The sequence below is a fragment of the Streptomyces sp. PA03-3a genome (assembly GCF_033792735.1).
GTDB lineage: Bacteria > Actinomycetota > Actinomycetes > Streptomycetales > Streptomycetaceae > Actinacidiphila.
The window spans coordinates 136,339-159,890 of sequence record NZ_JARAVM010000018.1; the positions used below are offsets into that span (position 1 = coordinate 136,339).

The 23,552-nt window shown below is 70.2% G+C and carries 21 protein-coding genes, 1 tRNA gene and 3 pseudogenes; 15 read left to right on the plus strand and 10 right to left on the minus strand.

The features are described from left to right. Positions 1 to 103: 103 nt before the first annotated feature. Positions 104 to 2,575 carry a SpoIIE family protein phosphatase gene (locus PV342_RS22470; protein ID WP_400809657.1) on the minus strand — a complete coding sequence of 824 codons (2,472 nt, stop codon included), beginning with the start codon at positions 2,573 to 2,575 and terminating at the stop codon, positions 104 to 106. A gap of 605 nt (positions 2,576 to 3,180) precedes the next feature. Here PV342_RS22470 and PV342_RS22475 point away from each other — a divergent pair. Further along, positions 3,181 to 3,627 carry a winged helix-turn-helix transcriptional regulator gene (locus tag PV342_RS22475; protein WP_400809654.1) on the plus strand — a complete coding sequence of 149 codons (447 nt, stop codon included), beginning with the start codon at positions 3,181 to 3,183 and terminating at the stop codon, positions 3,625 to 3,627. Positions 3,628 to 3,734: 107 nt separating this feature from the next. Here PV342_RS22475 and PV342_RS22480 read toward each other — a convergent pair whose 3' ends face one another. Together PV342_RS22480 and PV342_RS22485 are read right to left on the minus strand one after the other, a co-directional pair. Continuing rightward, positions 3,735 to 4,499, minus strand: coding sequence for an IS5 family transposase (locus PV342_RS22480; RefSeq protein WP_500318512.1), 765 nt, complete (start codon positions 4,497 to 4,499; stop codon positions 3,735 to 3,737). A gap of 164 nt (positions 4,500 to 4,663) precedes the next feature. Continuing rightward, a pseudogene (locus PV342_RS22485) lies at positions 4,664 to 5,490 on the minus strand (HARBI1 family protein). A gap of 142 nt (positions 5,491 to 5,632) precedes the next feature. Between PV342_RS22485 and PV342_RS22490 the strand changes: the two are divergent. Beyond that, positions 5,633 to 5,821 carry a cold-shock protein gene (locus PV342_RS22490; protein WP_500318513.1) on the plus strand — a complete coding sequence of 63 codons (189 nt, stop codon included), beginning with the start codon at positions 5,633 to 5,635 and terminating at the stop codon, positions 5,819 to 5,821. 178 nt (positions 5,822 to 5,999) lie between these two features. Here the strand turns inward: PV342_RS22490 and PV342_RS22495 are convergent, their stop codons facing one another. Next, entirely contained in the window at positions 6,000 to 6,839 is an 840-nt protein-coding gene (locus tag PV342_RS22495) for an ABC transporter permease (protein ID WP_400809037.1), read from the minus strand. Between the two features lie 126 nt (positions 6,840 to 6,965). Continuing rightward, positions 6,966 to 7,991 carry an ABC transporter substrate-binding protein gene (locus tag PV342_RS22500; RefSeq protein WP_500318514.1) on the minus strand — a complete coding sequence of 342 codons (1,026 nt, stop codon included), beginning with the start codon at positions 7,989 to 7,991 and terminating at the stop codon, positions 6,966 to 6,968. A 271-nt stretch (positions 7,992 to 8,262) separates the two neighbouring features. Between PV342_RS22500 and PV342_RS22505 the strand changes: the two genes are divergently transcribed. Then, positions 8,263 to 9,030, plus strand: a complete 768-nt coding sequence (locus PV342_RS22505; protein WP_500318515.1) for an ABC transporter ATP-binding protein — start codon at positions 8,263 to 8,265, stop codon at positions 9,028 to 9,030. Next, positions 9,027 to 9,971 carry an LLM class F420-dependent oxidoreductase gene (locus tag PV342_RS22510; RefSeq protein ID WP_500318516.1) on the plus strand — a complete coding sequence of 315 codons (945 nt, stop codon included), beginning with the start codon at positions 9,027 to 9,029 and terminating at the stop codon, positions 9,969 to 9,971. The genes PV342_RS22505 and PV342_RS22510 overlap by 4 nt, the downstream gene beginning before the upstream one ends. Before the next feature lie 425 nt (positions 9,972 to 10,396). Here the strand turns inward: PV342_RS22510 and PV342_RS22515 are convergent, their stop codons facing one another. Then, positions 10,397 to 11,317 carry a peptidoglycan-binding protein gene (locus PV342_RS22515; RefSeq protein ID WP_500318517.1) on the minus strand — a complete coding sequence of 307 codons (921 nt, stop codon included), beginning with the start codon at positions 11,315 to 11,317 and terminating at the stop codon, positions 10,397 to 10,399. 693 nt (positions 11,318 to 12,010) lie between these two features. Here PV342_RS22515 and PV342_RS22520 point away from each other — a divergent pair. The 9 genes from PV342_RS22520 to PV342_RS22560 all read left to right on the plus strand — a co-directional run bounded on the left by PV342_RS22520 (position 12,011) and on the right by PV342_RS22560 (position 19,682). Further along, positions 12,011 to 12,712: a hypothetical protein gene (locus tag PV342_RS22520; protein ID WP_500318518.1), complete on the plus strand. Its 702-nt coding sequence runs from the start codon at positions 12,011 to 12,013 to the stop codon at positions 12,710 to 12,712. A 7-nt stretch (positions 12,713 to 12,719) separates the two neighbouring features. After that, the gene (locus PV342_RS22525; RefSeq protein ID WP_400809049.1) at positions 12,720 to 13,382 is read left to right on the plus strand and encodes a MauE/DoxX family redox-associated membrane protein; all 663 of its coding nucleotides are present in this window, start codon (positions 12,720 to 12,722) and stop codon (positions 13,380 to 13,382) included. Then, on the plus strand, positions 13,358 to 13,960 hold the full coding sequence (locus PV342_RS22530) for a thioredoxin domain-containing protein (RefSeq protein ID WP_500318519.1): 603 nt from the start codon (positions 13,358 to 13,360) through the stop codon (positions 13,958 to 13,960). The genes PV342_RS22525 and PV342_RS22530 overlap by 25 nt, the downstream gene beginning before the upstream one ends. Continuing rightward, positions 13,957 to 14,874 (plus strand): peptidoglycan-binding domain-containing protein, encoded by a 918-nt coding sequence (locus PV342_RS22535; RefSeq protein ID WP_500318520.1) that lies wholly within the window; start codon positions 13,957 to 13,959, stop codon positions 14,872 to 14,874. The genes PV342_RS22530 and PV342_RS22535 overlap by 4 nt, the downstream gene beginning before the upstream one ends. Then, a complete protein-coding gene (locus PV342_RS22540) occupies positions 14,875 to 15,072 on the plus strand; it encodes a hypothetical protein (RefSeq protein ID WP_449708139.1) in 198 nt (65 codons plus the stop codon). It begins immediately after the preceding gene. 72 nt (positions 15,073 to 15,144) lie between these two features. Next, positions 15,145 to 15,648, plus strand: coding sequence for a hypothetical protein (locus tag PV342_RS22545; RefSeq protein WP_400809057.1), 504 nt, complete (start codon positions 15,145 to 15,147; stop codon positions 15,646 to 15,648). 329 nt (positions 15,649 to 15,977) lie between these two features. After that, positions 15,978 to 16,712, plus strand: a complete 735-nt coding sequence (locus PV342_RS22550; RefSeq protein ID WP_400809059.1) for a D-Ala-D-Ala carboxypeptidase family metallohydrolase — start codon at positions 15,978 to 15,980, stop codon at positions 16,710 to 16,712. Positions 16,713 to 16,960: 248 nt separating this feature from the next. Further along, positions 16,961 to 18,733 carry a glycoside hydrolase domain-containing protein gene (locus PV342_RS22555; protein ID WP_500318521.1) on the plus strand — a complete coding sequence of 591 codons (1,773 nt, stop codon included), beginning with the start codon at positions 16,961 to 16,963 and terminating at the stop codon, positions 18,731 to 18,733. 10 nt (positions 18,734 to 18,743) lie between these two features. Beyond that, entirely contained in the window at positions 18,744 to 19,682 is a 939-nt protein-coding gene (locus PV342_RS22560; RefSeq protein ID WP_500318522.1) for a peptidoglycan-binding domain-containing protein, read from the plus strand. Between the two features lie 63 nt (positions 19,683 to 19,745). On the opposite strand, the pseudogene selD reads toward PV342_RS22560, so the two are convergent. Beyond that, positions 19,746 to 20,770: pseudogene (gene selD, locus PV342_RS22565) on the minus strand (selenide, water dikinase SelD). A gap of 56 nt (positions 20,771 to 20,826) precedes the next feature. Between selD and PV342_RS22570 the strand changes: the two are divergent. Together PV342_RS22570 and PV342_RS22575 are read left to right on the plus strand one after the other, a co-directional pair. After that, positions 20,827 to 20,920: transfer RNA gene (locus PV342_RS22570), tRNA-Sec, on the plus strand. Between the two features lie 23 nt (positions 20,921 to 20,943). Next, positions 20,944 to 21,441, plus strand: coding sequence for a hypothetical protein (locus PV342_RS22575; protein WP_400809064.1), 498 nt, complete (start codon positions 20,944 to 20,946; stop codon positions 21,439 to 21,441). Here PV342_RS22575 and PV342_RS22580 read toward each other — a convergent pair. The 3 genes and pseudogenes from PV342_RS22580 to PV342_RS22590 all read right to left on the minus strand — a co-directional run. Beyond that, on the minus strand, positions 21,422 to 21,940 hold the full coding sequence (locus PV342_RS22580) for a hypothetical protein (RefSeq protein ID WP_400809067.1): 519 nt from the start codon (positions 21,938 to 21,940) through the stop codon (positions 21,422 to 21,424). The two genes, PV342_RS22575 and PV342_RS22580, sit on opposite strands and share 20 nt — an antisense overlap. Beyond that, on the minus strand, positions 21,937 to 22,344 hold the full coding sequence (locus PV342_RS22585; RefSeq protein WP_400809069.1) for a hypothetical protein: 408 nt from the start codon (positions 22,342 to 22,344) through the stop codon (positions 21,937 to 21,939). The genes PV342_RS22580 and PV342_RS22585 overlap by 4 nt, the downstream gene beginning before the upstream one ends. A gap of 398 nt (positions 22,345 to 22,742) precedes the next feature. Next, positions 22,743 to 23,525: pseudogene (locus tag PV342_RS22590) on the minus strand (transcriptional regulator); the annotation flags it as partial. Between the last annotated feature and the right edge of the window lie 27 nt (positions 23,526 to 23,552).

The following is a 23,552-nucleotide window of genomic DNA, read 5'->3' on the forward strand; positions in this document are numbered from 1 at the left end:
CCATGAGTCCGGTGCTGCCTTTTGTGTTCGCGCTGCGGCGAAGTGGCTATGGGCCGTGGCCGGCCCGGTCGACGCGATGGGAGCCGTGCTGCCGGACGTGATGTCACGGGCTGGTTGTCAGTGGCTGTTCGGCCCAGATGAGTTTCCCGTCGGGTGCGTTGCGGGTTCCCCACCGGCGGGACAGGTGGGCGACGAGGGCGAGGCCGCGGCCGTTTTCGTCGGTGGTCTGGGGGTGGCGCAGCCGTGGGTGGTTGTTGCTGGTGTCGTACACCTCGCAGGTCAGCGCCCCGTGCTGGATGAGGCGCAGGCCGATCGTGCCCTGGCTGTGCCGGATGGCGTTGGTGACCAGCTCGCTGACGATCAGTTCCGTGGACTGGGCGAGGCGGTCCAGTCCCCACTGGGCCAGTTGCCGGGTGGCCAGGGCCCGGGCGCGGCTGACGAACGCCGGTTCGGCCGGGAGCTGCCACGAAGCGATCTGGTCCGGGCCAAGTGAGCGGGTCCGGGCGAGGAGCAGGGTGACGTCGTCGCTCGGCGCCCTGGCCGGCAGTGTCTCCACCACCGACGAGCCGAGCTCGTCCAGCGTGAGGCCCCGCCGGCTCAGGATCGTAGCCAGGCGATCCATCCCGATGTCGATGTCCTGGTTGCGATCCTCGATCAGGCCGTCGGTGTAGAAGGCGAGCGTTGTGTTCTCGGGCAACTGAACCGTCACGGACTCGAAGGGGACCAGTCCGAGGCCGAGCGGTGCGCCAGCAGGCAGATCGGCGAAGGTGACGCCACCGTGCGGATCGATGATCGCGGGAGGCGGGTGCCCGGCCTGCGCCATCGTGCAGCATCGGGTGGCCGGGTCGTAGACGGCGTACAGGCAGGTGGCGGTCATGGTCGTGTTAGCCGGGTCATCTGGGTCGGCATCCGCCTCGGTGAGGCGGAGGGCCTGCTCGTCGAGGCGGCTCAGGAGTTCATCGGGGGGCATGTCCATATCGGCCAGGGTGCGTACCGCAGTGCGGAGCTGACCCATGGTTGCCGCTGCTTTGATGCCGTGTCCGACCACGTCTCCGACGACCAGGGCGACCCGGGCGCCGGGCAGTTGGATCACGTCGAACCAGTCACCCCCCACACCGTGGTGGTCGTCGGCAGGCAGGTAGCGCGAGGCCACGTCAGCGGCCGCACCGCCCGCCGCATGGTGGGGGAGCAGGTGACGTTGCAGAGCGAGGGCTGCGGAGCGTTCACGCGCGTACTGGCGGGCGTTGTCCAGGGACAGTGCGGCCCGGCTGACCAGTTCCTCGGCCAGGAGCAGGTCGTCCTCCTCGAACGGCGCACGGTCGCCAGTTCGTACGAACGCCGCCACACCCAGCACGGCACCCCGGGCGTGGATCGGGACGACGATCAATGAGTGTGCCGTGCAGTCGTGGATCGCCGCCCGTGCCGCATCGTGGTGATCCACCCACGTGCCGGGCGAAGTGTCCAGGATCGGTTCGAAGTGGGACTTCCCCGAGCGCAGGACGCTGATGTTTGGCGACGTCGGCGGGACAATGACCGCCTCTGCCCGCGCGGCCAGGGCCTGCGAGGTCTCCGGGTGGATCGTGGCCAAGCCCGCGCGGCGGAACGCGGGGGTGCGACCACCCTTGAGCCCGAGGCGTGCCAGGGGCTCCTCGCCGAGGGGAACCGACTCCGCCAGGTCGACGGTGGCGCGGTCCGCGAGGAGAGGCACCGCGAGATCGGCGAGTTCCTGTCCGGTCTGCATCACGTCCAGGGTGGTTCCGATCCGCTTGCCGGCCTCGCCGAGGATCGCCAGACGCTCTTGCGCCCGCCGGCTGTCGGTGGCGTCCACGCTCACGGCGCACACGCCCAAGGCGCGGCCCTGCGCGTCGTCGAGGCGGAAGAACGACGCCGTCAGCGTGTGTCGCCTGGGTGCTTGCGCCGGCAGGAACGTCCGGTATTCCACGTTGAGTGCGGGGACGCCGCTGTGCAGCACCTGGCGCATCAGTGCCTCAAGTTGTGCGGCTTCGGTGCCGGGAGCCGCCTCCGGCAGTCTGCGCCCCAGCCGTCGTGGCATGGGGATGCCGTCCTTGAGGCCCTGGGTGTCGTTCACCCACGTGCAGCGCAGTTCGGTGTCGCGTATGACGACCCCGACCGGCAGACGGCTGGGGAGATTCAGTGTTCCCGGGAGCGACTCCAGCACCGCTCGGTCCGCCGCCCAGGCGGGGGGCGTGCCCTTGCCGCCTGCCGACACGACCCACTGGGCCTGGCCGTTGTGTCCGGACAGCGACTGCACGCACAGGCGTACGTCGATCCTGCGGCCGTCGCGGTGGCGGACCTTGACGAAGCCGGACCGACCGCGGGCTGCGCCCGGCTCGAAGAACGCCGATGCCTTCGCTCGGTCCTCGCTGTCCACCAGGAGGGTCGCCGCGGGGCAGCCCACCACGTCCGCCGGTGGGTATCCAACGAGCTGCTCGGCGGCCCGCGTCCATCCGACCACCCTCTTATTCGCATCCAGCAGGGCTATCGCCGTGCCGGTGCCGGCGGCTTCAGCGGCCGTCCGGACTGTGGTGAACGGCGTTCCGGTGGAGCTGCTCATCGATCATCCTCTCTCTGTGCGACCTGTTGGGCTGCGCCGGGCCCCGGGCAGGCCTTGCGGCGAAAGCACCCGTCCAGAGCGGCAGAAGGCACGCCCTGTTTCCGGCTGGCTCGTGGCGGGTGATCGTCTGTCGGTCGGGCTGGGGGCAGGGCCGCTCACGACTTCAACGTTAGCGGTTGGATTTATATACGCAAGTCAGGGTAGATCGGATTAGATGTGATTGCTTCCCATTTCTAGAGATATGGGGGGTTTCGTGAACTTCGGTCGCGGGCGGTTCTGGGTGTGTCGGCGGCGAGGGCGGAGGGAAGCGGGGCGGGCGGGCCCAGGTGCAGAGTCAGGCGAGGGGTGCCGGGTGTGAAGGGTGAGGCATGCGAGGTCTGCGCTATGGCGTGGGGCTCCCTGGAAGCCGTCGACGGTCAGGATTGCGGCAGGGGTGGGCTCGCACGCCTGCTGCATTCGCGCCGTTGTGTGTGGAGGTCTTCGTGCAGCGCGGGGTCTGGATTGCAATACGAGATCCAGGAGAGTATTGTCCGAAATGCTCCAGTCGGGGACGTGTATTGCGCGGGAGGTGGACAGTGTCAACCCAAGGGCAGGGGTCAAGCCCCATGAACGACGAGCCGGCCTGCTCCATCGAGCGCAGCCTGCAGATTCTCGGCGAGCGCTGGACGTTTCTGGTGCTCCGCGAGATCCTCACCGGGAAACATAAATTCGCGGAGATCCAGTCGTCCCTAGGCATCGCAACCAACCTGCTCAGCGCCCGGCTCAAGCTTCTCGTCGAGAGCGGCGTGCTGTGTACGCAGGCATATCGGGAACCGGGCAGCAGGCCTCGGCAGAGCTACCACCTGACTGAGGCGGGGCGAGACCTGCGGGTGGTGCTATCAGCGCTCCAGCAGTGGGGCGACCACCACCGCCCGCGCCCCTCGGGCCCCTCCGCGCTGCGACGGACGCGCTTCACCAGCCGCCCCGTCCACGTGGGCTTCCTCGACGACGACGGTCACGAGGTGCCCGCCACCGAAGTGGTCACCATCACGGATACGGCGGCCAGGACCTGACCCCAGTGCTGTGACCGCGTAGCCTCACTGGGTTGGGCATGGCAGGTCGCCACCAACGCCTGCACTGCAGCAGCCACCGGGACGGCGTCAGTGAGGTGTTTCCCACCTCAGTTTGAGCAGGTCAGGTGCAGGGTGAGGACGGCCTGGACGAGGCTGGTTACGCGGGTGGTGCTGCAGCGGAGCTTGCGTAGGAGTCGCCAGGCTTTGAGAGTGGCCATGGCCCGCTCGACGAGCGCGCGGATCTTCGCGTGTGAGCGGTTGACGGCCTGCTGACCTGTGGAGAGCGTTTCCCAGCGGCCCCAGTAGGGCAGCCGTGTGGTGCCGCCGGCGCCACGGTAGCCCTTGTCGGCCCAGCACTCCACGCCGGCTTCTTCCAGGGCGTCGATGATGCCGTGGCTGCGGGCGGCCTTGATGTCGTGGACCGCGCCGGGTAGCGCGGGCGAGGCCCACAGCAGTCGCCCCGCCGCATCGGTGATCACCTGCACGTTCATGCCGTGCTTCTTGTGTTTCCCGGAGTAGAAGGGCCGGTCGGCTGCGATCCGGTCGATCGGCAGCAGCGTGCCGTCCAGGATCACGAATGCCTTGGTGGAGGCGGTATTCATCGCTTCGGTGAGAGTGGGTGCGAGGGTTGCCAGGACGTCGATGGCCTCGGCGATGTACCGGTAGGCGGTGGTGGTGCCTACGCCGAACCCGGCGGCCAGCTGGGCGTAGGTATGGCCGGAACGCAGGTGCGCGAGAACCAGCAGGGCCTGGCGGCCCACGCTCACGCGACGCCAACGTGTTCCGCGTTCCTGGCGGCGGGCCCGCAGGAGAGCGGACAGGTAGCGCAGGGTCGAGGTGGACACATCGACGCCGGACGGGTAGACAGGCACGCGGAAGCTCCTGTGGACAGGCGATCTTGGTCGTGAACCCGTCTACCAGGAGCTTCTTCACGTCCAGACACCACCCCTCCAGCCCAACTACCCACGCACTCCATCAGGTTGGAAAAGGCTCACTGAGTCTTTGCCAGTAACGGATCATGACGCTCTGTGATTGATCAGATGGTGCGGTCGTACTCCAGCTGGAGCAGGACGAGGGCTGCGGCGGCGATCTTCGTGATGCGGCTGGGTCGAGGCTGACCCGGCGCAGGGCCTTGAAGGTGGTCTTGAGCAGGGAGTTGGCGCGCTCGCAGACCCCATGGATGCCGCGGATGACCTTGTTGTAGGTCTGCTGGGCCTCGGTCAGCTCGCCACCGGCGGGCTTTTTGTGTGGGTGGCGGAAGCCGTCGCCGGCGTTCTCGTAGCCGAGATCGACGAGGGTTGGCATGTCCAGCTCGGCGGCGATCCGGTTGGGGGCGTCGATCAGGCCGTGGTGGCGGGCGCAGGTGGTGTCGTGCTCCCTGCCCGGGCGGACCGGTGAGACCCAGATCGGCCAGCCGTCCGGGGTGGCGATGACCTGTACGTTCCCGCCATGGTGCTTGTGTTTTCCGGACCACCAGAGGTCTGCGCCGTTGGGGCCTGGGGCGGCGACGCGGTCGGTGCGGATGACAGTGCCGTCGAGGTTCAGATGCGTCAGCCCGGCTGCCTTCGCGCGCTCCAGTGCGGTCGCGAGGTCCGGTGCCCCGGCTGCCAGAACGGTCAGCCCCTCGTGGAGGTAGCGGTAGGTGGTGGATGCCGACAGGCCGTTGTCGCGGGCGAGTTGGGAAAGGCGGGTGCCGTCGATGAACCAGCGCAGGACGAGCACCGCCTGGCGGAAGCAGCCCAGCGCACGCCTGCCCTTGCGGGTTCCGGCCGCGATGCGGCGATCGCGCAGCAACCGGGCCAGGTGCTCGGCGGTGGACCGCTTCACATCGAGTACCGCGGTGTATGTGACACTGGTCGACACGTGAGGCCCCTCAGTCAGAACAATCCGTCGCAAGATCGTTCCTCCCAGGGGCCTTACGCCTGCCCGGACTTGAGGACCGCACGGGCGGCAGCCCAAGCATCGCGATCACAGCGAGCGACGGGCACTTACCGGGAAAGACTCCGTGAAGTGGTTCAACGCGGCAAAGGGTTTCGGCTTCATCGAGCAGGACAGTGGCGGCGCTGACGTGTTCGCCCACTTCTCGAACATTGCCGCCCAGGGCATGGGTGAGCTGCGCGAAGGCCAGAAGGTCACCTACGACATCGCGCAGAGTCCAAATGGCCCGACGGCCGAGAACATCGTTCCCGCCTGACGCTGACGCCCATTTTGCAGCTGACGCCCGAATCCCTCGGGGTGCGGGCAAGCCTCCGCAGCGAGAAGAGCCTGCGCTGGGGCGGACGACCAGCGAAAGTCGCGTGACCTCGATCAGGGCAGCACCGGCAACACTGGCGCCATGACCGATGATCGCAAGGCTCTGCAGGCGTTGACCGTCAGCTGCGTGAGGTGGTCTCCCTGACCCAGGGCAGCGCGAACCGCTCGATCAGCACCAAAGCGAAGTAGAGCAGGATGCTCATCAACCCGACCAGGATGATCGCCGCCCAGGCGGTGGCGGTGTCGCCGACCCCTCCGGCTTGCACGATCAGATAGCCCAGCCCGGTCTCACCGGCCTGGAACTCGCCGATGACTGCGCCGATCGCGGCGAGCGGCATGGCCACCCTCAGCCCGACGAAGATCTGCGGCAGCGCTGCGGGCAGCCGTACCTTCCGGAACGCCTGCCAGCGCGACGCGTCCAGCGAGCGCGCCAACTCGGCCAGGTCCGCCGGGGTCGAGGTGAGGCCGGTTGCGGTGGACAGCACGATCGGGAAGAAGCAAAGCAGGAAGACCATGGTCAGGACCGGCTTCTGCCCCCAGCCGAGCGCCCCCACCAGGAGCGGCCCGAGCGCGATTTTCGGAACCGCGTTGACGGCGACCAGCAGCGGTGTGAACATCCGCTCCACCACCCGTGAGCCGGCCAGTGACAGTCCGATCAGAACCCCGCAGGCGCTGGAGAGAACGAACCCGACAACTGTCTCCACCGTGGTGTGGCCGGTGTGCTCCACGAACTGGGCCGGAGCTGCGGTGAACGCCGAGAGGACTGCACCGGGCGGAGGCAGCACTACCGGGTGGATCACCTCCAGCACCGACGTGAGGAGCCACCACACGCCGAGCGCGACCAGCAGTCCGGCCGAGGGTAGCAGCACGGTACCGATACGCGTACTGCGCTGTAGTCCGACTCGCGGCCCCGGCGCCGGGGCCGCCGCCGGGGCCTGCTGCTGCGAGAGTTCGGTCATCCCACCCTCCTCGAGCCGCCCAGCTCGTCCCTTTGCTCGGCCACTCAGCGCGGAGTCGGTGCGGCACATGCCGGTGCTCCCTGCCGACCGCCGGCGGGGAGCGTACGTTCGGACAACCAGTGCGGATCAGGCCTTCGGTACGAGATCGAAGTCGATGATCTGCTCAGGGGTCATTCCTGGCGGCAGCGCACCCGCATCCTGCAGGACCGCGATGCTCCTCGCCACCCGTCCGGAGTCCAGTGTCCCGATTGCCGTGCCGGAACCGCCTGGCCTGACATAGGCGGCCATCAACTTCAACTCGGCAGCCGCAGCGGCCGGATTCGTGGCGTCCACGTTCCGTTTCAGGATCTCGGCGGCCTCCTTCGAGTTGGCCAGGCTGTACTCCAAGCCCTTGAGCAGCGCCGTGGTGAACCGCTTCACCGTCTCCGGCTCCTCTTCGGCGATCTCCTTCGACGTGATGAGCACGTTCCCGTAGAGATCGGGCATCACGTCGCTGTACGGGAGCAGGACGGCCTTCTTCTTGGTCACCGCCTCTATAGTCGGCTTACCCACCACGAACTGGCCGATGCCGTCCACCGAGCCGCCGGCGAGTGTGCCCATCAGGGTCTGTGCATCGCCGTTGACCCATGTCACCTTGTCGGCGTCCACTCCGGCCAGTCGGGCGTACGTCGGGAAGAGGTTACGTACGACAGAGCCGGGCGTGTCGGCGAGCCGTTTGCCCTCGATGTCCTTCGGTACGGCGATGCCGGTGCCCTCGGTGGTGGCGATCGCGGCCATGGTGCGCTGCTGGATGGCGGCCACGGCGACGAAGTCCTTGGCCTGGCCATTGCCCATCTGCAGCAAACTTCCCGTCAGGTCGGTCGGGCCGAATTGCGCCTGGCCACTCAGGACGGCTGCAATCACGCCGCCGGTACCCTGGCCCGGCTTGATCTCCACATCGAAGCCGGCCTCTTCGAAGAACCCCTTGTCCTTCGCGACCCAGGCGTACGCGTCCCGGCCGAAGTTGCCGAACGAGGTCAGGTAGGTCACCTTCTTCAGTGGCTTGACGTCCGCACCGGCACCGGCGTCGGAGTCCGACCCGCCACACCCCGAAGCCAGCGCCAGTGCCGTGGCCAGGGCCACCGCGGCAACCGTACGGGCGAACCTGTTCATGCGCACAGTGTTGTCCTTTCCGACCACCGACTGCGCCGGCGGAGGGGCGTCGAGACGAAACGGCGTGACGAACCGCGGGAGGGCATGACACTTCGTGCGGACAACAGCGTACGCAAGAAGGGCAGTTGTCGGCAGGGTGAGGAATTCACCGACAGCGCGACAGGTACCGCTGAGCGGCCTGTTGCAGGTAGCCTGACCGAACGTCACAGACTGGCCGTCATGGCGATCGCCAATGGATGGGGAGACCCGTCGGATGATCAGACTCACCGCTGTGTCCCGGAGTTTCACCAGCCGGTCGGGTTCGACGGTGGCGCTCCAGGGCATCGGCCTTCACGTCGCCGAGGGTGAGTTCGTGGCGGTGGTGGGCCGGTCCGGTTGCGGCAAGTCCACACTGCTCAGGCTGATCGCCGGGCTCCTGCCGGTCACCGAGGGCTTGATCACCATCGGCGGCGAGCGGGTCACCGGAGCCCGGCGGGATGTCGCCCTGCTGTTCCAGCGGCCGGCCCTGTTGCCTTGGCGGTCCGTCCTCGACAACGTCCTGCTGCCCGTGGAGATCTTCGGGTGGAGCAAGGCAGAGCACCGCGACCGGGCGTACAGGCTGCTGGAGACGGCCGGACTGAGCGGCTTCGAGAAGCACCGGCCGCACGAGCTCTCCGGCGGTATGCAGCAACGCGTCTCACTGTGCCGGTCGCTGATGGGCGAGCCCCGGGTGCTGCTCATGGACGAGCCGTTCTCCGCACTCGACGCGCTGACCCGCGCGGAACTCGCGGTGGAGCTGCAACGCGTCCACATCGAAAATTCCGCCACCGTCGTCTTTGTCACCCACTCGATAGACGAGGCCGTGCTGCTCGCCGACCGGGTGGTGGTGCTCAGCCCGCGCCCGGGCCGGATCCGCGACGTCGTCGACATCGCCATTCCCCGGCCGCGGGCGCTGGGCCGAACCGCGCACCTCGGCGAAGTCGCCCGGTGCAGCGCCCATCTGCACGAGCTGCTGATGGAACGGGACATGTCCACGTCGGCCGAAACGGACGGGCGATGACCCTGCGGATCTGTGTCTTCACCGAGCCGCACCGCGGCGCCGACTACGAAGATCAGCTGCGCTTTGCGCGACTCGTCGAGGACGGCGGGTTCGAGGGCTTCTTCCGGGCCGATCACTACCAGGCGATGGGTGCCGATCCGGGGCTCCCCGGTCCCACGGACGCGTGGCTTACGCTGGGCGCGCTCGCTCGGGAGACCTCCCGGATCCGGCTGGGCACCCTCGTCACCTCGGCCACCTTCCGTCTGCCAGGCCCGCTGGCCGTGATGGTGGCGCAGGTCGACCGGATGAGCGCCGGGCGGGTCGAGCTGGGCATCGGCGCCGGATGGTACGAACGAGAACACACCTCGTACGGCATCCCGTTCCCGGCCGTCCCGGAGCGCTTCGACCGGCTGGAGGAGCAGCTGGAGGTGATCACCGGGCTGTGGCGGACACCGGTCGGCGAGAGATTCAGCTACCGCGGCGACCACTACCGGCTGGTCGACGCGCCGGCTCTGCCGAAGCCCGTCCAGGTGCCGGCCCCGCCGATCATCGTCGGGGGTCGCGGCCCCAAGCGCACCCCGGAGCTGGCCGCCCGGTATGGCGACGAGTTCAACATGCCCTTCACAACGGTGGCAGAGACGGCCCAGGCGTACCAGCGGGTTGCCGAGGCGTGCGACCGAACCGGCCGGGCCGGCGCCGGTCAGCCACCGCTGGTGCTCTCGGCGGGTGTCGTGGTGGCGATCGGCCGTACCGACGCGGAGGCGCAGCGGCGGGCCGCCCCCCTGCACGTCAAGAGCGCGCTGCCGCCAGAGGATCCGGTGGTCGGATCCCCGGCCCAGCTCGTGGAGCGGCTGGGCGAGTTCTCCACGATCGGCGCGTGCCGGATCCATCTGCGGCTGATCGACTTCACTGACCTCGACCACCTGGAACTCATCGCCAGTGAGGTGCTCCCGCAGCTGTAGCGCGTGACAACCGAGGCGACCTGCGGGTGCCGATACGTCATCCGTCCGGGTCGTGGCCTTGATCGTCGTTCTCTGGCCGTACCCCAATGCACCAGCTCGCCGGGCTTGTCGCGTTCGTAGCGGCGTATCACCCAGCCTTGCCCGGTCCAGGTCTGAACCCAGGCGGTCGCCGTCCACCCAGTCGGGCAGCGGCTCTGTGGCCTGGCGCCACCGCGGCGGGATGCGTGCATCCCCCAGGGGCGGTCGCCTCAAGAGCCGGGGGAGTCCTCGCCGGACCTGGTCAGTCCAGGTGAGTACCGCGTTCGTTCAACGGCGCAGGCAGTCTCTCACCCAGGAGACTGGACGGACGCAGGTCAGGGCCTTTCGCGTACATGCCGGAGCGGTGCGGGCCCGTCGCGGCTGGGTGGTGGACGGCGCTGCTCCATTCAGGCGGTGGTGCAGCCGCTGGTCGGCAGAGAGCCGAAGGTGGGCGGCGTACGGCTGTCGTAGATCGCCAGCAGGTAGCCCTGCGGGCAGTGGGCCACCCCGTCGCTGGTCCTGATCTCCACGTGCAGGTGGGGGGCGCCGGAGTTGCCGGTGTCGCCGGTGGTGGCGATTCGGGTGCCGGCCGCCACCTGGATACCGTCGGCCACGGAACGTGTGCTGAGGTGGCAGTAGACGAAGCGCGAACCGTCCGACTGGAGCAGCCGGATACCGATGCCACAGGTCTCGCTGGTGTAGTGGTCGACGACCCCACTCTTGATCGCGTATGCCGGGACGTAGCTCACGATCAGGTCGATGGCCGGAGTGGTGCCGTAGTGCGGAGCCACGTAGCCCGACCGGGGGACAGCGCTCCGGGCGAGCGGCAGCGAGTAACCGGACGGGGTGCCGCCACCGCCGCTGTCCGCACCGTTGGTGCCGAGGAGGCTCTGCCAGGTCTGCGGGCCGACCACGCCGTCGACGGTGAGACCGTGGGAGCTCTGGTAGGAGCGCACCGCGCTGTTGGTGACGGGTCCGAACTGCCCGTCCACGGGTATGCCCGCACCGTATGCATTGAGCTGGGTCTGCGCCGCCTTCACCGCCTCGCCGGTCGATCCCTGGCTCACCGAGACGATCAGGTGTGGCCACGTCTGCGCGCCGATCGTGCCGTCGGCGGTCAGTCCGCGGGCGGTCTGGAAGCTGATCACGGCCGAGCGGGTGGCCGGTCCGAACTGCCCGTCCGCCGCGATGCCGGAACCGTGGTACCGCAACAGATACTGCGCGGCCTTGGTGTCCACCCCGCTCGCGCCCTCGCTGACCGACGGCCAGGCGGGCAGAGCCTGGACCTGGGTTGCCGGCAGCAGTGCGACGAGGAACGCGGTCACCACGGTCAGTACGGTGACGCCAACGGATAGAAGTCTTCCTGAGTGCATGGAAAGGCCTCCACTGGTGTAAGTGATGTGCCACAGCAGCACGCGGGCCGCCCGCTGTGCGATCCGGACCGCGCAACCCGCGCCCGGACGGGGCTCTGAACGGCTGGGCCTTCTTTCGCCCTGGTTCGGGGCCGCCCGCCCACGCCACGCCGACGGGAGTCAGCGAGCCGGTGACGGAGCTGCAGATGCCCTGAGAGATTGCGGCTTTGGGCATGCGTGAACTTCCGTCAGGACGGATGGCGGGCCAGCCTGCGCGTGGTGCCGCACCAACATGCCACCAACGGCTCTACACGGGTAGACCCCCGCAACCCCCGCAGGGGATTCTCGGCGGCCAAGGCGTTACCGAGACCTCGCCACGGACACCTACGTGGGCCTGCTGCCTGCCCGCACCAGCTGCGTGAGCCTCGCCCACCGACCGCTCCGTCTTCCATCAGCCCGACGCGGGCAACTCGCGAGAGACCTCGCCGTCGAGCTGGGGCGTGCGGGTCGACTCGCTGCGTTTCCGATCCGCGACCGGGATGTGAAGAACGCCGAGTCCTTCGACGCGGACTTCGCCGCCGACCACTGTGTTGACAGGTTCATGTCCCTCGTCTTAGCTTCCTTTGGGCCGCGGTGCCGCACCGCCCCGCGCCCTCCAGGAGGATGCACATGGTCGCATCGTTCGTCACTCATCGCGCCCTCGACGGCGGGACGTACCGCCTGGAGGGCGACCTCGATCTGCGGGCGCCGTGCACCTCGGCCGTCGAGGTGGTGGTCGGTGGACGGTTGGTCGAGTTCACCGCCGGACCGGCCACTTTGGGCGACGATGTCGCCGCTTCCCTGGGCCTCGGAGCGCCCGATGCCGAGCTCACCTTCCAGAAAGGCGTGCTACGCATTTTTGAGTCGATCGAGCGCGAGCCGCGCTCGGGACTCGTAGAGCGGCCGTTGCTCGTCGTGTGGCGCGGCGAGCGCCACGCACTCGTGACCCGGCTGTACGGACTGAGCGTGACCGAAGTGCTCGGGCTGCTGCGGTCGGTGGGCGTCGCCGAGAGCACGTACGGGCTCACTCTCCAGCCCGGTCCGTCGGCCGGAAGTGCCTTCGCGCGGCCCGCAACGGTGATCAAGGAGGTGCCCGGCCTCGGGCTGCTGGAGCTGTCGCGGCGTACGAGGGAGCACACCGCCCAGCTTCCGCCCTGGAAGGGGGTGGCGGTCGCGTCCGGCGAGTTGTTCCGCGACACACTCTCCGACGGCAGCCCGTTCTTCGTGCTCTCGTCGACTGAGATCTGGGCCACGTTGGTGCCGCTGGCGTCGACGTCCGTCGAGCGAGTGCCCGAGGCCGTCGGGCGGCTCAAGCTGCTGTTCACGGGGTGACCCGGCGATGATCGGCTTCTACGGTGGGCTCACCGCCGCGATCGTCGTACTGAGTCTGCTCGTGGGTGCGGGCTCCCACGCGGCGCGTCCCGCCGTCCTGGGAGAGGCACTGCGGGCGCACGGCGTACTGGGACCGCGGCCGCGCCGGCTCGCGGCGGCCGTCCTGCCGGTGACCGAGGGCGCCCTGGGGGTGGTCGGCGTGGCCGCGCTGACGACGGGTCACCAGCGGGTGCTGCAGGGCGTACTCGCCGCGGGGGCCGCTCTCCTCGGGCTCTATGCGCTCTACACGCGGCACGTCCTCGCCCTCGGTCGTGGGGGTCCGTGCGGCTGTTCGCGCCGGGATCTGCCCCTCAGCCGCTGGGTGACCCGGCGGGCCGCGGCCCTGGCCGGACTCGCGGCGGCCGGCGCGGTCGTCGCCGGGGCCGGTCCGGTACGGCTGTCCACGGCGGAACTGGTCACGCTGATGCTCGCCGCACCTTCCTGCACCGCGCTGCTGTGGTCCCTGCCCGCCGCCATGCACGAGCCGTCCCCGGCCACTGTTCACCGACCGGCCCAGGCCCCGGTGATGGCCGCGCCGGCCGCCGCCCACGATCACCCGCCGACCCACGCCACCGTGCACCGGACCACAGAAGGAGTGTCGTCGCGATGGATTTCACCACCAGCGCCTTGATCGCCTCGTGGGCGGCGATCGCGCTGCTCGCGCTGGTCGTCTCGGGACTGGTCAGGCAGGTGCACCAGTTGTCGCGCGCCCAGCCGCACCGCCCCGGGCGGGCAGGCATCGCCCCCGGCGCGCCCGCGCCCGGGCTCGACACGGCCAGGCCGGACGACACAGCACGGCTCGACGGCCTCCTGACGCCGGGCCGCCCCGCGTTGCTGCTGTTCCTCGACGCTGATTGCGGCACCTGCGTCCAGGTGCTCGCCGAAGCCGGAGCCTGGACGATCCGTCAAGGCCCGGGCCAAGATCAGGGCCGGGACCAAGGTCAGCGTGACCCAGGTCAGCGCGACCCTGTCGCCCCACAGGTGTTCGCGCTCTACGCGGGCCCCACACCCCAGACCGGTGATGGCACCGTACCGGTCCACGGTGGCCAGGCGGACCTGTTCACGGCGTACGACATCCCCGCCACCCCCTATGCGGTGGCCATCGACGCGGAGGGCCGGATCGCCCGTTCGGAACCGCTCGGCTCGCCCACCGCGCTGCTGCGGCTGCTCGACGACATCCATCCCGCGACGCCGAGGAGCCTGCGATGACGTCTCTGGACGACGTGCCCACACTTCGCCGGTCGGGGAGCGGCGCCCGCGGCTCGCGGACCAGGCGCGGGGCCCTGCCGTCGTTCGCGCCGCGCAGGCGCACGGTGCTGCAGGCGGCGACCGCCGCGGGCTTCGCCGCGCTCGGGGTGTTCTCCGCCGCCCGGGAGGCGTACGCCGACGGCTACGACATCTGGACCGGTGCGTGCCCGAGTTACGCGGAGGACCACAACTGCTCTCCGGGCTGCGGGCCCAGCACCGTCTACGCCGACGCGTGCGTGACGTCAGGGACGAACACCGGCTTCCACCGGTCGGACGGTGTCACCTGGACCCTGCGGCCCAACCAGTGCTACGCCGGGACCTACGACGGCTGGCTGTGGCGCTTCAGCGCGGCCTGCGGCACCTGCGGCTGCGGTATCGAGCGGCGCTGCCACGACGGCTACCGCAACACCGGCTCCGGCTGGGTGAAGTCCATCTGCCGCTGGACCACCGACTGCGGCTGCCCCGGCTCCGTGAACTGGCCGACCATCGGCCGCGGCGCCACCGGGCCCGACGTCCACACCGTCCAGCACCTGCTCACCCACCACGGCCATTCGACGGCTGTCGACGGCATCTTCGGGCCGGACACCGAGGCGATGGTCGAGGAGTTCCAGTCGGCGAACGGATTGAGTCCCACGGGCAGCGTCGGTCCGGCCACGTGGCCGGTCCTGGTCGTCACGGTGCGGCAGGGAGACGTGAACAATGCCGTGCGCGGCGCCCAGCGGCAGCTCAACAAGCACGGCTACGCGCTGACGGTCGACGGCAACTTCGGTCCGCTCACACGCCAGGCCGTGGTCTCGTTCCAGTCCCTGCACGGGCTGACGGCGGACGGCGTGGTCGGCCAGAACACCTGGCGCACGATGACCGGGACGGTCTAGGTGAGTCCCGGAGAGTCCGGCCGCCAGGTGGCCCGGCCGGCGAACCGTGCCGGTGGTGTACGGACGCTGCTCACCGATGCCGCCCTGCCCGTGGTGGTGCTGGGGGCGGCGGCGATCGCCACCGCCCTCTACGCCCCCATGCTGACCTGGGCGATCACCGGCGGCCTTGCCGGGTACTCGCTCTCGGGCTCCGTTTGAACGCGCAACAGCGCGTTCGCGCTGGGCTCGCCAGGTTGGCGGGCAACGTACAGACAGGCGCTGGTCCTCGGCGTGTTCACCATCGGTCTGCTGGCCGGCGGAGTGCTGACGGCCGGGGTGCTGTGGCTGTTCTCCGGTCTCTTCGTACCGCTCCCGGCCGGCGGGCGGCAGGGGCTGATCGTGGCCGTGGCACTGCTCGCCGCGCTGCGTGACGCGGGCAGGCTGACGCTGCGTCTGCCGCAGAACGCCCGGCAGATACCGCAGGACGTGCTGCGCCGCCATCTGACGCGGGGCGCTCTGCAGTTCGGCTTCGAGCTCGGTACGGGCGTGCGCACCTATGTCTCGGCGAGCGCTCCGTACGCGCTGGCGGTCGCGGTGCTGCTGTCCGGGGGCTCCTACGCGCCCGCTCTGGCCGCCGGACTCGGCTTCGGCGCGGGCCGGGCGCTCACGCCTGCCCTGCGCCGGCTCTCCGGCAACGGGGAGGGCTGGGACGACCTGCTCGCGCGACGGCTGAGCGCCATGACCGTGGTGTGCTCCGTGCTGATCGCCACTGTCGCCTGCGCGGGGCTCCGGTAGCGCCGTGGCCCGATGTCGTGCCACGGCGCCGAGGCCGTACGAAGCCGCCCCACTGCCTGGTGGACCGGACGTGGCGGGGTGGTGCGCCTGGGCCTGCGGTGCGCCGCCGCAGGCCGGCCCGGGCGACGTGGAGCCGCCCGGCGGGCATGCACAGCGGACGGAACAGCAGTTTCGCACCGCAAGGCACAACGGCCCCCGCCTGCCGTCCGCTGTGCCAGAGGTGGGGCTCCTGTGGCGGGCGGTGACGCTATGGACACGCCGCGCTTGCGCGGTCAAACTCTGCTCAGCCCCCTCGCGGGGGAACTCAGGGATCGGTATGGAGGAGCGCGATGTTAAGACGCACGATCCGAGTCGTTCTGTCGATTGTCATGTTCATGGCAGCCACCTTGGGTGGCATGCTCGCCACGGCCGGCCCGGCCCAGGCCGACGAGTGCTACACCTGGGGCCGCACCCTGTCCGAAGGCATGTCGGGCGCCGACGTGACCCAGCTGCAGATCCGGGTGGCCGGGCACGTCGACTTCGGCGAGATCCTCTCCGTCGACGGCAACTTCGGCCCGCGGACCAAGGCCGCGGTCACCAAGTTCCAGCAGGCGTACGGGCTGGCGGCGGACGGCGTCGCGGGCTCCCAGACGTTCAGCAAGATCTACGCGCTGCAGGACCCGGACTGCACGCCCATCCACTTCACCTACTCCGAGCTGAACAAGTGCAACTCCACCTGGGAGGGTGGTGCCGTCAGTGCCGCGACGGCAAAGGCCAACGCCCTGCGCACGATGTGGAAGCTCGAGGCCATGCGGCACGCCCTGGGCGATACTCCGATCGTCGTGTCCAGCGGATTCCGCTCGTACGCCTGCAACAGCGCGGCGGGCGGAGCCTCGAACAGCCGGCATCTGTACGGTGACGCCGCCGACCTGGTCGGCAACCCGTCGCTCTGCCAGCTGGCGCAGCGGGCGCGCTACCACGGCTTCGGTGGCATCTTCGGTCCCGGTTATCCCGACCACAACGACCACACCCACGTGGACGGACGCACCAGCCGCTCCTGGTCCGCGCCCAGTTGCGGCATCTGAGGAGCGAGTCCGACCGCGCCCGGTTGCGGCGTCCGAGCGCAACCGGTTGCGGCACCTGAGCAACTGGTCCGACAGGCACCGCTCTCCGTCTCCCCCGGGTCGGCACCCGGCCCGGGGGAGCGTACCCGCCTTGTCCGACAGTCACGCGGCCGGCCGGTTGCCGGCCTCGGACAACGCTCGACCCGGCGGGGAGCACACCCGCCGCGCCGTACCCCCACTCACCTCCGCACCCGAGCAGGAGTGCCCTGATGTCGTCGTCCCGCATGCCCTGGCGCACCCGCGCCGCAACGGCCGTGTTGGCGGTGCTCGCCGGTTTCGGCGCGTCCGCCGTCCCCGGCCCCGCCCTGGCGGCTCCCCCGCCCCAGAACACCGGGCAGACCGTCACCTACCACGGCTACCGGATCGAGGTGCCCGCCGACTGGCAGGTGGTCAATCTGGCGGAGAACCCGCGCGCCTGTCTCCGTTTCGACAGACCCGCCGTCTACATAGGCGAGCCCGCCGACCAGAACGACTGCCCCGCCCGGGTCGTCGGACGTACGGCGGGCATCATCGTGGAGCCCATCACCGCACGCTCGGCGGGCCAGGTGACGGCCGAGACCGCACGGGCGCAGCGCGGCAAGGCCACCGCCCCGGCCGCCGTGTCCGGCAACGACACCATCCGGGTCGCGGTCGAGGACGCCGGTGTCCTCGTCACCGCCGCCCACACCCCGGCGACCGAGCGCCTGGTGCGCGGTGTCCTCGGCTCGGCGAAGCTCACCGCGGGCGCCAGGCGCACCGAACTGCCCAGAGCAGCACAGCAGTCCGCAGCCGCACAGCGGTCCGCCGCTGCTCCGCTGGCCGCGGCCGGGCCGCAACCCGGAAGCTACCTCGGCAAGGGCTTCGACGCCTGCACCGCACCCTCGCAGGCCGCCATGAACGCGTGGCAGGCCACCTCGCCGTACAGCGCGGTCGGCGTCTACACCAGCGGCTCCTTCCGCGGCTGCGCCCAGCCGAACCTGACCGCGAGCTGGGTGACCAACCAGACCGGCAACGGATGGCGTCTGTTCCCCATCGACGTCGGTCGCCAGGCGCCGTGCACCAGCTACTCTCTGAAGATGTCGGCCGACCCCGCCACGGCCAAGTCCCAGGGCGTCACCGCCGCGGCCGGCGCGATCAGTGCCGCGTCGAATCTCGGTATCCCGGCGGGCAGCGCCATCTACAGCGACATCGAGGCCTACACCTCGACGGCCTCCTGCAAGGCGGCCGTGCTGTCGTACCTGTCCGGCTGGACCGAGCGGCTGCACAGCAGCGGCTACCTGTCGGGCTTCTACTCCAGCGCTGCCTCCGGCATCAAGGACGCCGCCGGCGAGTACGACAACAGCGCCTACACGCGGGTCGACCACATCTTCTACGCATGGTGGAACGGCGCCGCCGACACCAACACCGGTACCTACGTTCCGGCCGACCACTGGTCCCACCACCAGCGCATCCACCAGTACGTGGGCGAGGTCACCGAGTCCTACGGCGGCTACTCGATCAACATCGACCGCGACTACCTGGACGTGGGCACCGGCACCCCGCCGCAGCCCGGCTGCACCGGGGTGAACCTCAACTTCACCGCATACATCACCGTTCAGAGCGGCTCGACCGGCGACCAGGTCACGGCGGCCCAGTGCCTGCTGAAGGCCGCCGGCTACGATCCGGGGGCTCCGGACGGAGTCTTCGGCCCCGCCACGACCACCGCCACCAGGAACTTCCAGACCAGCAGAGGGCTCACGGCCGACGGCGTGGTCGGCCCGAAGACCTGGACCGCCCTGCTGTCCCGCGGGTCCACCCCGACCATCCAGAACGGCTCGACGGGAGAGGCCGTCACGCGACTGCAGCGTGCCCTGACCGCCGCCCTCGGCCGGACGGTGGCCATCGACGGCGCCTTCGGCCCGGGCACCGAACAGGGCGTACGCGACTACCAGTCCTCGCGCGGGCTGAGCGTCGACGGCGTCGTCGGCCCCGCCACCTGGGGCGCCCTCCAGTCAGGGAAGTGAGGAAGGAACCATGAGACAACTCGCACGCGTCATCACGCTGTTCGCCGCCGTGGCCGGTCTGCTCCTCGGGCTGGGCGTTCCCGCGCAGGCTTTCTCCCAGGCCGCGTTCCCGCTGACGAGCAGCGGCAACCGCGGTACCGACGTCGTCGCGCTGCAGCACCTGCTCGCCGCGCACGGCCGCACCGTGGCCGTGGACGGCGTCTTCGGCTCGGGCACGCGGAGCGCGGTGGTCGACTTCCAGCAGTCCAAGGGCCTCACCGCCGACGGCATCGTCGGGCCCGCCACCTGGGGCGCGCTCGCCATCACCGTACGGCAGGGCGACAACGGGCCGGCGGTGAAGGCCGTCCAGGCGCTGCTCAACGCCAAGCGGGGATCCGGCCTGACGGTCGACGGGGCCTTCGGCCCCGCCACCGACTCGGCCGTCCGCACCTTCCAGTCGCACGCCGGGATCGGTGTGGACGGCGTCGTCGGGCCGACCACGTGGAAGAACCTGCTCTGGCACTACGAGAACATCGACTTCGGCGCCGGCACGATGTGCACGCAGAGCCCCGACGGCAACGCCAACGCCCACTGGGCGACGGCGGGCGCCGTGGGTCAGCTGGAGGCGGCCGCAGCCGTCTTCGCCGGCACCGGGAACGGCAGGCTGCCGGTCGGCGACGCCGGCTTCGAGCACGGCGGCGACATCCCCGGCCACGCCAGCCACGAAGTCGGGATGGACATCGACGTGTGGCCGATCCGCACCGACTCGGGGCAGTGCACCGCCGGGCGCATCACCTGGCAGTCGGGGACGTACGACCGTGCGGCCACCCGCCGGCTCGTGCAGGAGATCAGGGCGAATGCCCCGGGCCATGTCGAGCTGATCTTCTTCAACGATCCGCAGCTGATCTCGGAGGGGCTGACCACGAGCTACCCGAACCACGACAACCACCTGCACATCCGCTACCGGTGACGGGTCGGCCGCGGGCCCCGGGCGTCGTCCACGCGTCCGCGGCCGACCGCGGCGCTCAGCGGATCACCAGTGTCGTCCCGGCGACGGCGGGGACCAGTTCCCCGATGACCGGATGTCCCGGCAGCTCCCCGGCGACGAGCAGACCGCCGGAGGTCTGCGCGTCGGCGAGCACGAGCAGCTCGTCGTCGCTCGTCGTCCCGCGTCCAGGTGCGGGCGCACCCAGTCGAGATTGCGCCTCGTGCCGCCGCTGACGTACCCGGCGCGCACGGACTCGCGGGCGCCGTCGAGTACCGGGACGGCGGCAGAGTCCACCACGGCGGTGACGGCGCTGGCGCGAGCCAGTTTGTGCAGATGGCCGAGCAGCCCGAATCCGGTCACATCGGTGGCGCACACGGCGCCGGCCTTCAGGGCCGCGGCACTGGCGCGGTCGTTGAGCGCGGCCATGCTGGCGACGGCGTGCGGGAACACCTCGCCCGTCCGCTTGTGGCGGTTGTTGAGGATCCCGACGCCCAGCGGTTTGGTCAGGGTGAGCGGGACACCCGGCCGGCCGGCGTCGTTGCGCAGCATCCGGTCCGAGTCGACCAGACCGGTCACGGCCATTCCGTAGAGTGGCTCCGGGCTGTCGATGCTGTGCCCGCCGCCGACGATGCAGCCGGCCTTTCCGGCGACTTCGAGCGCTCCCGCCAGCACCTCCTGGGCGAGTTCAGCGGGCAGGACGACCCGGGGCCAGCCCACAGGTTGAGCGCGACGACGGGCCGGCCGCCCATCGCATAGACGTCGGACAGTGCGTTGGCGGCGGCGATCCGGCCCCAGTCCCGGGCGTCGTCGACGACCGGTGTGAAGAAGTCGGCGGTCGACACCAGGGCGGAGCCGTCGCCGGTGTCTACGACCGCGGCGTCGTCGCCGTCGTCGAGTCCGACCAGCAGCCGCTCCCCGTCGGCATGACCTCCGCTCGGCCCCGGTATCAATCGCGCGACCATCGCCTCGAGCTCCCCCGGAGGGATCTTGCAGGCGCAGCCGCCACCGTGTGCGTACTGGGTCAGCCGGACGGGCACGGCGGATCCGGTTGCGGAGCCAACTGGCGTCATACGGCGATCATTTCACCTCTTGCCCCCACAGTGTGCGTGGATCACAATCATGCCCCGGAGGCGTTGGGCGGGCTGGTGCCCCTCCCGATCTTCAAAATCGGTGTGGTCCGGGATCCGGGCCAGGCGGGTTCGATTCCCGTCCGCCTCCGCTGACGTCGATCGGGGTGGCGCGGGTGGCGGACGAGCAGCGGGAGCCGCCTGCGGATCCCCGGCGGCAGGTGCCGAGCACCACGCTCCTGCTCGGCGATCCCCGGCTGAGCGAGGCGTCCGCGCGGCTGGGCAGGGTCGTCGTCAAGGCCGCGGTCGCCACCGCCCAGCAGGCCGTACGCGAAGGGCGGATCGGGCCGGACGACGCGGTCGGTGCCGCGCTCGCCGCGCTCCCCCCGCACGCGGCCGGGCTGCGCACCGTGCACAACGCCACCGGCGTGGTGCTGCACACCAATCTGGGGCGGGCACCGCTCTCGCCGTTCGCGCTGGAGGCGATGGCGGCGGCCGGCGGGTACACGGACGTCGAGCTGGACCTGAGCACCGGCAGACGGGCGCGCTCGACCCGGTCCTTCTTCGGTGGGCGGGTCGTTCACCCCCGGTCGGGGGGTGTCGGGGGCAACCTCCCTCCGGGCCCGGAGGGAGGAATCTGCGGGACTGCTGATGTCAGGCCGCGTTGGTTGTGACGTCGGGTGTGCTTGCGGCGGTGGGGGCGTTGTTGTGCTGTGCGGTGGTGACTTGTGCCCACAGCAGGGGGAGGGCAGCGCTGTTGCCGAGGAGCCAGACCAGGCCGAGGACGCCGAGCCGGTGCGGCGCGGTCCGGGAGCCGGAGGGCGGGGCGGGCCGGTTGGTGGGCTGTGCGGCGGGGCGGGCGGTGGTGCGTAAGGCGGCTGCTGGCGGCATGAGGTGTCCTTCGGGGATCGGGGGGAGCGTGGGGGTGTAGGGGCGCTGGAGGGCGGCTGCGGTGGCGCGTTGTGTGATCAGACCGGCCGCCATGCAGGTCCGGCACTTGGCCAGGGCCGCAGGGGGCCCGGGCGGGTAGACGGTCACGATGGGCGTCACCGGCAGCGTCGTAGCTCCGCACAGCAGACACGCCCCCGCCCTCCATGGGCGGCCGTCCAGCAACGTCTGCTCGGTGCTGGTCAGCTCGGGCGGGGCCGGGCTGGCGTCTGGGGCGGGGTTCATGAGGGCAGCAGTGGCATGGGTGGTGTGCCGGGCAGCAGCGGTGTACCGGCCAGGCGCATCACCGGGTGCGGCAGGTCCGGGCGGAACCGGCCAAGAGCGTGGTGCAGGCAGTCGGCATCGACCACGTGCCCGAGCCGTTGGGGCTTGCGCCAGTGCGGCCCCGGAGCGGTGCGGGCTCCGGCCGGCGGCAGGAGGACGGTGAAAGGGCCGCCGAAACACAAGGCGTGCGGGTGCTCCCACGCGTAGACGGTGCCGGGCGGCACGAGCCACATCAGCGCGTCACGCTCGACGTTCGCGATGACCGGCCCGCACCCGCCGGTCTGGTAGCGGTCCATCCAGCGCAGCATCCGGTCACCGGGGGTGCCGTAGGTGGTGAGCACGACGTCGAAGTCAGCGCCGCACAAGGCTTGGACGCAGCCCGGTGTAGGCGTTGCCCACCAGCCGGCGGATCGCAGCCGCAAGGTCGCCCACGTCAGCTGCAGGGGCGCTGACTGTGGGAATCTGCGGCCGGTCCGCGCAGTGAGCGTCACCTTCCCTGCCGGCCCACCGCTGCACGTGCTGCCGCTCGGGGGCGCGGGTGTGGGTCACGGCCTGTTTGAGGCGGCCGCTGGGGGGCTCTGCCTGGCGTGACACGAGACGGTCTTTGACGAAAGCGCTTGGCCTTCCTGCGGCATTCATGTCGGTTGCCCCCGGCATCGGTGTCTGGTTGAGGTGCTTCCAGAATGCGGACGCCGGTGATGGCTAAGTGTCACCGCTGCGTGACACTCGGCTGCGCTGGTTGTGCCACCGAATGGAGCCGGGCTTACAGGCCGATCCATGCGGCAAGGTTGTCCAGCGTGTCGGGGGTGGTGCGCCGCATGTAGACCAGGCCTTTGATCGTCTCGCGGGCGCCGGGGTGGTAACGGGTCTGCTGCGGGGCAAGACGGCGTGCGGTGGTGAGCGATTCCAGGGCGGCGTCGGTGTGGCCGGTCTCCATCTGGCAGCGGCCCCGGTCAATGTGGAAGTGGGCCTGCCTGGAGGGCGCCCAGCTGTGGGGGAGTTCGATGTCTGCCGCCAGAGCGAGTGCCGTGTCGTAGTGGTGGAGTTCGACCTGGGCGGACACCGCATGACAGGCGACGTTCGTCGGGCCGAACGACAGCCAGTGCGTCGAGCTCTCACCGGTGCGGTTTGCGCAGGCCTTCGCCTGGTCCAGATGGTCCTCGACGAGGGCGGCGTCCCGGGCGCGGGCGGCAATCACGCTGGCTCCCAGGTGCAGCTGACCGGTGACGGCCACAGCGTCGGGAGTTGGTTCGGCGTCGGCGGCCAGGCCGTGCCCGGAGGCGATGAGGCGCAGCCCGATGCGGTGCTCGCCTTCGCGGTGATAGACCAGTGCGCGCATGTACTGGCGGACCGCCGCCAGCAGGGGATCACAGGCACGGTCGGCGGCCCAGGCCATGCGGTCGAGGGCGATCGTCGACAGGTCGAAGTAGCCGAGCTTGACGGTGATGTCGTGGGCGGTGCGCTAGGTCGATCCGAGCGCGCGCCACAGCGTGGTCGACGGCATGCGGTACGCGGCGGTGGTGAGCTCGGCTATGACGGCCGGCAACTGAACCGTTCCGGGTTCGGTAGAGAT